This window comes from Dietzia aurantiaca, from assembly GCF_021033825.1.
Classification (GTDB): Bacteria; Actinomycetota; Actinomycetes; order Mycobacteriales; family Mycobacteriaceae; genus Dietzia; species Dietzia aurantiaca.
In genome coordinates this window covers 49,699-62,247 of the sequence record NZ_JAIFXZ010000013.1, presented here as the reverse complement: position 1 = coordinate 62,247, position 12,549 = coordinate 49,699, and the positions used below count along the sequence as shown (strand labels likewise).

Here is a 12,549-nt window from a genome sequence, read left to right as displayed (position 1 = left end):
CGAATGAGGCGGCTGATCTCGTCAGTTGATACCAGTGCGGAATTCGATCACACGCTCATGAGCTTGGTGCCCTCCAGTGAGGAGTTCAGGTCGTCGTTGAACTTCCTCACCGCCAGGCGCAACACGAGTCCGATGAACAGGAACGGCACAGTGAACAGGAGCAACCAGCCCAGAGCCTTCCAATAATCGGCCTCGTAGATCCCGCCGATGGCCGCGCGAACCGCGGTCGTCGCATGCGACACCGGGACGAACGGACTGATGCTCTGGAACCACTGTGGCAGGACCGACAACGGATATGCTCCACCGCCAGCGGAGATCTGCACGACCAGAAGAAGGACGCCGATCGCCTTGCCCGCCTCACCGAACGTCAACACGAGCGTGTAGGTGATCAACGAGAAGACGAACGACATCACCCAACCGGCCAGTATCAGCAGGAACGGATGTGCCGGTCGCACCCCGACGAAGCCGATGAGGCCCACGAACAGGATGGTGCTCTGCAGGAACGCGAGCCCACCGAAGATCGCGTAATGCCCGAAGTACTCCTGCCACGGCTTCAGCGGGCGTGCGAGCGACGGGAGCGCGTCACGATCGATCTCCGTGCGGATGAGCACTGCGAGCAGCAGTGCCCCCACCCACAGGCCGAGCACCGTGTACAGCGGCGCCATCTGGGAGCCGAAGTTGTCGACCTTGAACACGGGGATCGTCTTGAGACTGACCGGGGAGGCGAGCTCCGTGGCGAACGTCGCCGGATTCGAGCCGATGATCTCCTGCACCTTGCTCAGATCGCCGGTGTTCGCGGCGCTACCTAGGGCTGTCTCGAGCTCTGCAAAGGTGTCAGCGGAGTCGCGAAGGTCACTCGCGAGCAACCGGACGGCGGTCTCGCCGTCCGCCAGGCCGGCACTCAACGAACCCGAGCCGTCGGCCAATGACTGTTCTGCCGCGCGCAGGTCCTGACCGATCCCGGCGAAATTACCCTGCACCGACGCCAGGTCTGCCGCCAGGCTCTCGAGCTTCGGGCGCAGGCTATTGGTGTACTGGTCACGTGCACCGAGGATCGCCGCCTGGGCCGCATCCACGTCCTGCAGGATCGCATCTCGCGTCGCCCCGCGGTCGACCGTGCCCTGGACAGCGGGCGACGCAGCCGCGTCGAGTCGCTGCTTGAGGGCTTCCTGGCGCGCGATCACTCCATCGACCTGGTCCGCCAGTAGGTTCACCGCATTCCTGGTCACCGGGTCGAGGCCCGGCGTCGCCGCCTGGTCACGCAACTGATCGCGGAGCTGCGTGTACGCCGCGACCTGTCGGTCCACCATTCCGGAGGCCTGCGAGAGACCGGCCCCGGACGGCGCAGTAGCGGTGTTGCCGAAGATCCGATTGATCTCGGCGCGGAGCGTCTCGTAGCTCTCGGCATTCATCGCGAACACCGTGGACAGTCGCTCCGCGGCCTGCGCGAGCACGTCCTGTGCCGAGTTCACGGCTCCGGCACCCTGGCCGATCGCACCGGCGGTGTCGCGCAGGGCGTCGGATGAGGACGAGGCGAGCGAGCCCGCACTCGACAGGAGTGTCTCACCGGACGAGAGCAATCCCGCAAAGACCTCTGCGGTGTCCGCTCCCGAGTCCAACTGCACCGAGATCCGACCGACCGCCGACTCGAGACTTGTGATGGTCTCCTGCGCATCGGAGTCCTCGAGATGCGTGGCCAGGGACGACACCAGCGCAAGTCCGACCTCGTCGAGGGTCTGCGTGAAGCTAGTGTTGATCTGGGTCGAGACGTCCGAGGCTGCCTCACCTGTGATCAGTGAGTTGAGTGCGTTCTTCTTCTCGTTCACGTAGAGGTCGATCTCCACCGGCGTGGCGCCGGGCGAGAGGAAGGTCATCATCTTCTGACTGAAGTCCGGAGGCAGCACGATCGCCGCGTAGTACTCCTCGGACTTGGTGCCCTCGATGGCCTCGTCCTGGGAAACGAACTGCCAGTCGATGTCGCTGTTGGCCCGCAGCTGGGATACCACCTGCTCGCCGACATTCAATCGCATCGGGAATAGGTTGCTCTCGAACCCCTCGTCGGCGCTGGCAACCGCGACCTTGAGGTTGTCGACGTTGTCGAACGGCTTCCAGCTCGAGAGCACGTTGAACCATGCGAAGAAGGAGGGGATCAATACGACCCCCACCAGCACCATCGCCGAGATCGTATTGCGGGTGGCTTGTCTGAAATCATGACGAATCAGGGTGCCGATGTTGTTCACGCGTTCTGCCCCCGCATCTCCAGCTGATCAAGTCGGGCATCCGACCGGATCGCAGCCTCTTCCTCCGCCAGCGCTCGCTTCAGCTCATCGTCGGGGAGGTCGCTGACCTCGGTACCATAGACAATGCTCTGATTGATGTACTCGACCACCACGATCGCGGCCATCACGAGGAGGCAGAGCAGCCCCCACAGGCCGAGAACCGTGGCCTTGGCGTCCGGGAAGATGCTCCCCACGACGAAGAGCACCACGGTCCCGATCGCTCCGAGGACCAGAGCGGCACGCTTAGCGTTGACGCGATTCATCTCCATCCACCGTCGGCGCCGGGCGTTGTCCGCACGGAACTTCTCCCGGTCGGTCAGCGCACGCACAAGCTGGGTCAGACGGCGACGCGAACCCAGAATCTGCACGTCCTCGCTCAGGAACAAGCCGGTATCGGCCAATTTCTTGTTGAACAGGCGAGCAAAGTTCCCGAGACGTTGACGCAAGAAGATGCCGAGGGCAAAAGCCAGCGCGGCAAAGAGAGCGAGAACCGCCATATAGCGGAGATAGTTCAGGCCGTAGAAACCGCCGATGGTCTCGCGCATCGCGTCGATGCCGTATGTGAAGGGGAAGAACGGGAACAGCGACCGGAAGAAGTCCGGCATCATCTCGATCGGGTAGATGCCGGAAGCACCGGGGATCTGCATGATCACCAACAGAACGGCGATACCCTTGCCGATATAGCCGAACGAGACGGCGAGGGCATAAATGATCGACATGTATACGAGTCCGATGAATACACTCGTCGCCACGTAGATGACCGGGTTGACCGTCTGGACACCGATCACCACGTTACCGATGCTCACCAGCAGCGCCTGGATGAGGTTCATCACCGCGAACAGCAGCCATCGGCCGAAGTACGCCTGCCGCACTGTCAACCCCTCGACATCCTCGGTGTCGACCTCCAACTTGAACAGCACCATGAGCACGAACCCGGCGATCCACAGGGACAGGTTGGTGAACAACGGCGCCATAGACGAGCCGTACGCCGGCACGGGAAACAGATCGTTCTCGTGCACAGTCACCGGGCCGGTCATGAACCCGGCGATCGAATCGGGGTCGAGCGATGTCAGCGCGCTCACCTGGTCCCAGATGTCTGCGGCGGTGATCGCATTGAGGTCGGTCTGCAACGTTTGAAGGTCTGACTGCACGTCCTGGAGATTGCCGTCCAGAGAGGCCACGGCGGTGCCGGTCTCACCGAGCAGCGATTCGAGTTCGGTGAGCATGTCCACGGCCTCACCGACGAGCACTCGCTGCGAATCGAGCGCCGAGGAGAAGGCACCTACGCTGGCGGACAGCGACGACATGGACTGGTTGAGGCCCGGGAACGTACCGGTCATCACGCCGTGCAGGGCAGCGGACGATCTCCCGACCGCGCTCATCGCCTCCGACGCCGCAGCCGCCTGATCGGTCACCGTTGACGCAGTGGTCTGCGCGGCCCTCAGCGTCCCCAGAAGCTCCTGATCACGGACGGTCTGAGCCTCGAGCTGGCCGATCACCTGCTCCATCTGGCCCTTGAGTGGCGCTCCGGGGGGGAATGCGGCCGCGAGGGGACGGAGCGCACCGAGCAGCGCCTGGTTGGCGTCGATCACAGCCTGCACATCACGCTGGGCCGTGGTGAGCGCGGACCGGGCTGTATCGGCACCGCCGGAGACCTGCCCGATGCTCTCCTGCAGGCGGGAGGTGGCGCCCGTCAGGTTCGCCGCGCCGGAGACGTAGGCGCCGGTCAACGTCTCGGAGAAGCCGACAAGGTCCCGCTGGACCTCGTTGACGAGCCCCTGGGCGTCATCGACCGCATCGGTGACGTCGCCGATCGTGGCGTCCACCCGCTCGAGAGCTCGCCTGGCATCAGCGACGGCCGACACTCCGGGGCCGATCGCGCTGTCCAGTTCCGTCATGCTCATGCGTGCTGACTGAACCGTGGCGAGGGCCTGGTCCAACGCCGACAACGTCTCACTGCGAGAGTTGATCATCCGATCTCCCGCATCGACCCCCGCTTGCTCGGCGTCCTCGGCGATCGTCTTTGCAACGGTGGCGACGAAGTTCGAGTTGATCTGCGTGTCCAGCGTCGACGCGCCCACCTCGGTGATCTTCGGGGCGATCGCGTTCGCCTTCTCGTTGGTGTAGTACTCGAGCTCCGGCTGCACGAAGTCACCGGTCGTGATGGTCAGGAGGTCACGGCTGAAATCCGGCGGCATGACGATAGCGGCATAGCTCGCCCCGGACCTGACCGATTCCATGGCTTCGTCGTGATCCATGAACTGCCAGCCGAGCTGATCGTTCGTCTTCAGCTGCTCGACCACCTGCTCGCCGACGTTCACCTCACCGGTGAGCTCTGTGCTCGCCCCCTCGTCCTGATTGACGATGGCGACCTTGATGTGATCAGCATTTCCATAGGGATCCCAGAACGCCACGATGTTGACCCAGGCGTACAGGGAGGGCAACACGAGCAGCCCGATGATGATGGCCCACGACTTCGGTGCCCGGCGGATCCTCGTGAGGTCACGACCCAGCACCCTGAAGGCGTTGCGCATACACATTCTCCCGCTTTGCTCGAGGGGCACCCACGCGGATCGCACCGTGGATAGACGGCCAGGCGACATGCCGATCCCCGGGACCGGAAAGCGATCCGCGCGGGCCTCGCCTCGCCCACAGGGATGAAACCTTGCTTAGCCTACTCGGTCGTTACGAGAACGTTTCCGCAATGGCGCGTCAACCCCCTGAAATCTCCGCGGCGGGACGTGGTGGGGCACGGTGTGGCGGCAGCGGGATGCCGTGGGCGATACGTCGACCCCGTGTACGGAGCGAGCGCTTACCACCTGTTGCGAGACTCCTCCGCCCAGCCCACGAGCCCGTTCAACGAAACAGTCGCGCCATCGTCCAGCACCGCGCTGCCGTTCCAGGTCCCGAAAGCCTGCCGCGTCTTGACCGCCAGGACGCCCAGCTCGGTGATGTCGCGGCGGAGATGGAACGGCGTCAGCGAAGCATCCAGGCGCTCACCCCGCACCCGCCAACGCGACGTAGGCGTATCCGCCTCGTACGTCCATTCGAGGTCGTCACCGAGCTTGTGCATCCGGCCGTCCACAAGGATCCCGTTCTCGGTCGACCCGGTACCGTCGGTCCACTTCCCGCCGACCTGGATCGCGCGGACCGAGTCGCCCACCACGCCGCTGCCCGCACCCCAGTTCCACACATTCGAGTACGGCCAGCGACCACGCCCCCGGTCGAGGACCGCCCAGCCCTCCCCCAGATCGTGGCGTCGGCCGTCGATCGTCACAGTGCCGCCGACCGGGTTGGCCAGATCCTTGAGCGTGTACTGGAAGCGCTTCTCGCCCCAGGGCACCACCACGCCGAGGCTGTCGTGGGGTGGACGACAGACCGCCAGATCCACCTCCATACCCTTCGCCCGCACGCGGATCGTGGTGGTGGCGCCGGCGGCGTTGTCGTCGTCATCGATCGTGATGGTCACTCGCGTCGACCCGAGACCCGCCGCGAAATGGAGGGTGCCGTCGCCCGGCTGGTCGCCGAAGGCCGGGGCCCCGAACGGCTGGATGCCACTGCGGACCGTCTCCACGCCTGTGCTGCGGTCCAGGACGTACACGGCGCAGTTCGCGAGGTAGTCCAACCCGGCGACGGTCAGTCCCACGACGAAGCGGTCGGTGACGATGCCCCAGTACTCCCACCGTTTTGTGCGGCCCCACCCGGAGATCGCGGTCCGGAACACCGGAGAACGGGACCAGCCCACGGCCGCCGGGTTGAGACGGCGGCCGTGGGCCAGGTCCGTGATGCTGGTGATCTCGCGCTCGACGGTCATGCGAGCACTCTCGCACGCCGGCTGACGTCCGTCCGTCAGGCGACACCCTGGTCTGCGTTGCCAGCCTTCCAGGTCTCCCACGGGACGTTCCAGTCGCCCAGGCCATCCCAACCGGGAAGCGTGCCACCGACGGTCCCGGACACCTCGAAGATGTCACCACGCTTGGCGTTGTCGTAGAACCACTTCGCATCGGCGGTGGTGACATTGAGGCAGCCGTGACTGGTGTTCTGGGAGCCCTGCGCCCATACCGACCACGGCGCGGCATGGATGAAGATGCCGCTGTAGGACATCCGCGTCGCGTACTGCACCGGGGTGCGGTAACCGTCCGCCGAATCGACGGACACGCCATAGGTCGAGGAGTCCATGATCATCGACGCGTGCTTCTCGCCGATCACATACGTGCCGTTGGGGGTCGGCGTCCCGGCCTTGCCCATCGAGGTGGGCATGGTCTTGATGACCTCGCCGTTACGCTCGATCACGATCTGCTTGGTCGAATCGTCGACCTTGGAGATCACGGCGTCCCCGATCTCGAAGGTCGCCTGGTTGTTCTGCTGGCCATACATGCCGCCGCCGAGGTCCTCGCCATAGATGTCGACATCCACCTCGACCTCGGTGCCGGGCGCCCAGTAGTTCTGCGGACGCCACCGCACCTCCTGGTTGGACACCCAGTAGAACGCGCCCTCCACCTCGGGGGTGGTGGTGATGTGGATGTTGTCCTGCGCGGCCTGCCGGTCACTGATCGGCTCGTCGAACATCACCGCGACCGGCTGACCGATCCCCACGACCGAGCCCTCGCCCACCGTGAGGTACGCCGCCGTCATGATGCTCGGCGTCAGCGTGCTGAACGTGACGTTGTTCCGGGTGACCAGACCTTCCTCGTCCAACGCGGTGGACTCGACCGTGTACTGCCGCCCGTACCCCAGGTCCTCCGTGGACCGCCATTCGGTCAGCTCGGCGTTGAACTCGCCCTGGACCTGGACGCCCTCCGGATTGCGGACGACGACCGAATCCAGCCGACCGTTCTCGGCCGTCAGGACGAGTGGCTCGGCCGGGTTGGCGTCGCGCGCGCCGTCCGCGACCGAGAGGTCGATCACCGCAGCCGGCCCCGCGGGGGCCTCGGCGGCCTGCTCTCCTCCTGGGCCCGACCCACCGTCCCCGATGGTGCAGCCGGTGAGCACGAGCGCCCCGGTGAACACAGCGGCCAGCGCGAGACGAGCCCGGGACCGGTTTCCGGTCGATCGTCGACCCGTCCGATCCGATGTGCGCAGGTTCACTGATGGCCCCTTCCGAATATCGCCTCCCCTCGACCGCGGCCACGGTCGAGCAGATGTCCTCCGCCATTATGCCTGGGAGAATGCTTGTATTCCATATCGAAACGGTAAAGGGTGGCCTGTCAACTACCTGTAGGACCCTCGCACTGAGCAGGCGATTTCGTGATTCGACGGACGCCCTGTTACTGTTTCTCTCGCACCAAGCAAGCAAGGCGAGCGCCATTAGCTCAATTGGCAGAGCAGCTGACTCTTAATCAGCGGGTTCGGGGTTCGAGTCCCTGATGGCGCACAATCAAGACCCCCGGTCTGCAGGAATGCGGGCCGGGGGTCTTCTCGTTCGGTCGGGACAGCTCGTCCGCGCTGTCCCCTCCGCGAGTGCCGGCGGCGGCAATCACCGGTGTCGGCGATCCGGCCCCCTCGCTGGCCTGCCCTCATAAGGTGGAGCAAACATCCAGAAGGGCCCCTCGTGACCGCTCCCACCATCCCCGCGAATCGCGCTCCCGCGGACTGGATCCGCGCCGTCCTCCGCGTCGCGCCAACGCAGTTCCCGGTCGGACACAGTCTCCGTGCCGGACTGTCCGTGGGGTTGCCGTTCGTGGTTGGCGCGTTACTCGGCCAGACGCTCAACGGAATGTGGGTGGGACTGGCCACGCTTCTCCTCGCGGCGGGCGAGCGCGAGGGCAGCTACCGGCTCAACTTCTCGATCATCGCGGTCTCCACACCCATCGCGGCCTGCGGTTATCTCTTGGGATTCGCACAGAACCTCCCCCTACCCGCACTCGTCCTGATCGCCGCTGTCGTCGCCTTCGCCGCCGGGGCGATCGCCGGCCTCGGGCCCGCGTTCTCGGTTGCCGGCATGCAGTTTCTCCTCGTCGCCGCCATCGCCCTCGGTGTCCCCCACGTGGACTGGTGGACAGCGATGGGGCTGTACTTCGTCGGAGGTGGGTTCTACGCGCTACTGCTGGCGATCGAGATGCTCATCGTCCCGCGTCGTCCACAGCGGATCGTCCTGGTCTCGTTACTCGGCGCACTCTCCGACCTCGCGGCCGCTCGCGCGGCAGACCTGGCCGACGGCGGCGCCCGCACCGTCGCGGCGCGCCGACAGGCGACGTCGGCGTATCAGAACGCGGTCGGCCGGGCCTCGGAGCTCGCCGCCCGGCCGTCGTGGTCTACGCGGGTGTGGGTGATGGACGGTGAGGTACTGTCCGCCGCCGACCGCGTCCAGGCCTTCCTCGTGGCAGCTTCCGATGCGGTAGCGGTAGCGGCTGCCCGAGCCCGGTTGGCCGCCCTGGCCTCCGAAGTGGCGGCCACGGCGCGTTCACGCCGTCGCGACACCCGACCGACAACGCCTCCCGCCGACGGCGGTTCGACGGTGGACCTACTCGGCCGGCACATCGATGAGCTGGACAGACTGCTGCATTCCGGCGGGCCGGCGAAGACCCCCCACGAGCCGCTGCTGACGATGACGCTCAGTCACGAGGTGATGATGGCCGCGTGCCGACTATCGCTGTGTTACGCGATCGCGGTGGCCGCCAAGATGTACTTCCCGTTCAGCCACTGGTTCTGGGTTCCGCTGACCGTCTGCCTGGTGATGAAACCCGACTTCGGCTCGGTGTTCTCCCGAGCCGTGCTGCGCGTGCTGGGCACGGCCGTCGGCGCGGCCATCGCGACTGTGGTGCTCCTGGCGGTACCGAAGGGCTGGGCGATCGGACTCGTGATCGGGCTGCTGTCGGCGTGCGTTCCGTATCTCATGATGCGGTCCTACGCCCTACAGGCCGTCGCGATAGCCCCGGCGGTCATCCTGCTGGTCGACGTCATCCAGCCCGGGGACGCCTCGGCCAACTTCAGCATCCAGCGCATCGGCGCCACCATCGTGGGTGGCGCGATAGTCCTGGTCTTCGGCTACCTCATCTGGCCACACAGCCGACGGGTCTGGATCTCCGAGACCTTCGCAACGGCCATGAACCGGATCGCCGACCATCTCCAGCTGGCGGCGAGCCCGATCCCTGACACCCCCGCCGACGCGGCACGACGACACAACGATCTGGTGGAGGCACGTCGAGCCGCCTACAGCGCCTTGTCCGACCTGCAGTTCCGGCTCCGGCGGGCACTCGCCGAGCCGGGAGTGGGTGGACGTACCGCGGCGGCCTGGATTCCGGCGGTCTCAGCCGCCGATCGACTCGCCGACCTCGTGACCGCCTATGCCGGTCAACGCCGTGAGGACGCGATCCCGGCCGATCCGATCTCGGGCACCGAGATGGCCTGGGAGATCTCCGAGGCCGGCGGTGCCCCCGACCGGCCCCCGGCGGAGATCAACTCCTCCGAGCCCGATGGTCCCCTCACGGGAATCTCCGGGGAACTGGCCCACCTGACATCACTCGTGGAGCCGGTGGAAGCCGACCGTTGAGGCAGGTCAGCCCCGGCGGGCCGCCAGATACGCCTCGATACGCTGACGCTCCTTGCGCTTGTTGGCCATGGAGAAGGCGATCCCGCCGATAACCAGCGCTGCGACGCCCCCGATGGCCGCGAGCACGCGCGGGTCCTTGAGGACTGCGGTGGCGCGATCCTTGCCTTCGGCTGCGAGATTCTTGGGGTTTACCCGGTCGGCGAGCTCGTCCAAGGTCGTGGCGAGATCGTCCCGGGCCTTGGCGATATCGCCCTCGATGCTGTCGTAACTCCTGGACACGAGACCTCCGTCGATCGCACGACCGCGGGCCACCCCGCGGGTTTCTGACCCCGCCCACGCTACTGCACCCGGGAAGGATCCGCGCCGGTGCGCCGACGCATCGGATAGGTTGGTGGGGTCCGAAGTCCAGACTCGACACCAGGAGCACCGGTGAGTACACCACGGCTCGAGGTGGGCCAGACGGCCCCCGCTTTCACCCTCCCGGACGCCGACGGGGCGCCCATCGCGCTCGCCGATCTGATCGCGGAGCACGGCAAGGTACTGGTGTACGTGTACCCGGCGGCGATGACGCCCGGATGCACCACGGAGACCGTGGACTTCGAGAACGCCCTCCAGCAACTCAAGGACGCCGGCATCGGCGTGGTGGGCATCTCTCCCGACAAGCCGGAGAAGCTGGCGCGCTTCCGCGACAAGCACGGGATCACGTTCCCGCTGCTGTCGGACCCGGACAAGACGGTGCTTACCGAATGGGGCGCGTTCGGTGAGAAGAAGAACTACGGCACGGTCGTGATGGGCGTGATCCGCTCGACATTCGTCGTGGATGCGGACGGCACACTGTCGATGGCCCGGTACAACGTCCGCGCCAAGGGCCATGTCGCCATGGTCGCCAAGCTGCTGGGCGTGGAGCTGCCCGAGCCCGCGTCCGCCGGGGGCTGAGACCGCGGATGACATTCGAGCCGACCGAGGACTCTCTGAGCTCGACGACAGGTTCAGAGGACGAGTCCGCCCAGAGCGAACCCAACATCCTGGTCCCCCGCCGCCGCCCCATCCAGGAGCGGAGCAGGCGGAAGTTCCAGGCGCTGCTGTCCTCTGCCCGCGAGGTCCTCGTCGAAGTGGGTTTCGACTCGTTTACCTGTGAGGAGGTCGCCTCTCGCGCCGGTGTCCCGATCGGCACGCTCTACCAGTTCTTCGCCAACAAGTACGTGCTGGTGTGCGAGTTGGACCGTCAGGATGCGCACGGGGTGATCGAGGAGATCGAGCGGTTCGCGCAGAAGATCCCCGCCCTGGACTGGCCCGAGCTGCTCAATGATTTCCTGGATCACCTGGCCGACATGTGGCTGCGTGACCCGTCCCGCCGCGCCGTGTGGCTGGCGACTCAGGCCACTCCGGCGACCCGGGCCACCGCTGCGGTCAACGAGCGCGAGATCGCCCGCATGATTGCCAGCGTCCTGGCCCCGCTCATGCCGGCGACCGACCGGGAGCGCCGCGCATTCATGGCCGAGGTCCTGGTCCACGCCTCCTATTCGATGCTCAACTTCTCCGTCAGCGCCGGCCACGGCACCAGCGCGGGCGCGGACGACGGCGAGGCCCTCCATGACGCCACAGTCAGGGAGCTCAAGCGGATGCTCACTGCCTACCTGTGGCTGGCGGAAAAAGAAGCCCAGTCGGGCTGAGCAAGTCTGGTCGGATCGCCACACTCACGCGGCGGCCGCGGTCAGCCCACCCCGGATCCGCTGGATCAACGTCCACGGCCGCTCGAGATCAGCCCACCGCCAATGGTTAAGCCGGTATCCGAGAGCCATCAGACGGGCGTCACGATCCTTGTTCGGCACCACGCCTGCGACGCGCCTCCGCGGCGTCGGCGCCGTCGAGATACTTGCCGGACCCATCGCATTCACCGATGACGCCGAACTCCCGCCGCAGGAAGTCGACCCGGCCGATGAAGCTGCCCTCCCCGTCGAGAACGTCAACCTTGGTCTCGGGTTCCGGAACTCCGTGGATCATGGCGGCGGACCAATGGCTGATGGACGAGCAACGTACGGCCCGGCCGCGCCGGAAACCGATCTGCCCTTCAGTCAGACGACCTTCTGCTCAGATCGGCCCCGCTCCTCGTTACTCCCTCCAATTCGAGGGGCCGATTCCGATCCGCCCTCCGAACCGAGGGGCACGAGGCGATCCGCCCCTCCGATTGGCTCGCACCACCCGATCAGCACTTCACATTGCGTCGCGCTCCCGGCGGCCGGGGGGTACAGGGCCATCTGAAGCGCCGATCGATCGCGCGCGTACACCGTTACCGCGCGGCGGGAGCCTCGAGCACGACGAACGCCACGGCCGCATCGCCGTCGTGGCTGAGGGAGACGTTCCAGCGCGCGTCCTCCCCCAGCGTCGCGGCGACCTGACGGGCCACCTCCCCGCTGAGCCGGACGGCGGGCCGGCCCCAGGCGTCACACACCGTCTCGATCTCCGACCATCGCAGCAGATCCGGTGCGATGGGCGGAGGCGAACCGTACAACGCCGCCGACCATGCCTTGACGACCGCCTCTTTGACGGCCCACCGGCCCGCGAGATGACGAGCCAGCGGGTTCTCCCCCGCCGCGCCCGTATCGGCCCCGCGGGCAGCGGCCCGCTCGCGGCACTGCCGGTGCTCGGTGGCCGAGAACGCATCGGCGAACCGCGTGCCGGGTTCGGCCAGAGACGCGGCGAAGGCGCCGAGGTCGACAGTGTCGACCCCGACGCCCCGAACGCCCCCGCTCACTCCTCAGCGCTCCCGAGTACGTT

At 66.3% G+C, this 12,549-nt stretch carries 10 protein-coding genes and 1 tRNA gene; 4 read left to right on the top strand and 7 right to left on the bottom strand.

The annotated features are described in order from the left end of the window. Positions 1–47 precede the first annotated feature (47 nt). The 4 genes from K3888_RS13505 to K3888_RS13490 all read right to left on the bottom strand — a co-directional run bounded on the left by K3888_RS13505 (position 48) and on the right by K3888_RS13490 (position 7,367). Entirely contained in the window at positions 48–2,240 is a 2,193-nt protein-coding gene (locus K3888_RS13505; RefSeq protein ID WP_295649282.1) for a YhgE/Pip domain-containing protein, read from the bottom strand. Continuing rightward, a complete protein-coding gene (locus K3888_RS13500) occupies positions 2,237–4,813 on the bottom strand; it encodes a YhgE/Pip domain-containing protein (protein WP_230930800.1) in 2,577 nt (858 codons plus the stop codon). Before K3888_RS13500 ends, K3888_RS13505 begins: the two co-directional genes overlap by 4 nt. Before the next feature lie 278 nt (positions 4,814–5,091). After that, positions 5,092–6,093 (bottom strand): DUF2804 domain-containing protein, encoded by a 1,002-nt coding sequence (locus K3888_RS13495; RefSeq protein ID WP_230930799.1) that lies wholly within the window; start codon positions 6,091–6,093, stop codon positions 5,092–5,094. A 35-nt stretch (positions 6,094–6,128) separates the two neighbouring features. Further along, positions 6,129–7,367: a L,D-transpeptidase gene (locus K3888_RS13490; protein ID WP_230930798.1), complete on the bottom strand. Its 1,239-nt coding sequence runs from the start codon at positions 7,365–7,367 to the stop codon at positions 6,129–6,131. A 213-nt stretch (positions 7,368–7,580) separates the two neighbouring features. Here K3888_RS13490 and K3888_RS13485 point away from each other — a divergent pair. Together K3888_RS13485 and K3888_RS13480 are read left to right on the top strand one after the other, a co-directional pair. Beyond that, positions 7,581–7,653, top strand: a tRNA-Lys gene (locus K3888_RS13485). A 177-nt stretch (positions 7,654–7,830) separates the two neighbouring features. Continuing rightward, a complete protein-coding gene (locus K3888_RS13480; RefSeq protein WP_230930797.1) occupies positions 7,831–9,771 on the top strand; it encodes an FUSC family protein in 1,941 nt (646 codons plus the stop codon). 6 nt (positions 9,772–9,777) lie between these two features. Here the strand turns inward: K3888_RS13480 and K3888_RS17905 are convergent, their stop codons facing one another. Then, a complete protein-coding gene (locus tag K3888_RS17905; protein WP_230930796.1) occupies positions 9,778–10,050 on the bottom strand; it encodes a DUF3618 domain-containing protein in 273 nt (90 codons plus the stop codon). Between the two features lie 150 nt (positions 10,051–10,200). On the opposite strand from K3888_RS17905, the gene K3888_RS13470 reads away from it, so the two are divergent. Further along, the gene (locus tag K3888_RS13470; protein ID WP_230930795.1) at positions 10,201–10,707 is read left to right on the top strand and encodes a peroxiredoxin; all 507 of its coding nucleotides are present in this window, start codon (positions 10,201–10,203) and stop codon (positions 10,705–10,707) included. A gap of 8 nt (positions 10,708–10,715) precedes the next feature. Beyond that, a complete protein-coding gene (locus K3888_RS13465) occupies positions 10,716–11,444 on the top strand; it encodes a TetR/AcrR family transcriptional regulator (protein ID WP_230930794.1) in 729 nt (242 codons plus the stop codon). 139 nt (positions 11,445–11,583) lie between these two features. Here K3888_RS13465 and K3888_RS13460 read toward each other — a convergent pair whose 3' ends face one another. Both K3888_RS13460 and acpS read right to left on the bottom strand, forming a co-directional pair. Continuing rightward, positions 11,584–11,775, bottom strand: a complete 192-nt coding sequence (locus K3888_RS13460; protein ID WP_230930793.1) for a hypothetical protein — start codon at positions 11,773–11,775, stop codon at positions 11,584–11,586. A gap of 286 nt (positions 11,776–12,061) precedes the next feature. Continuing rightward, entirely contained in the window at positions 12,062–12,526 is a 465-nt protein-coding gene (gene acpS, locus K3888_RS13455) for a holo-ACP synthase AcpS (protein WP_230930792.1), read from the bottom strand. Positions 12,527–12,549 lie beyond the last annotated feature (23 nt).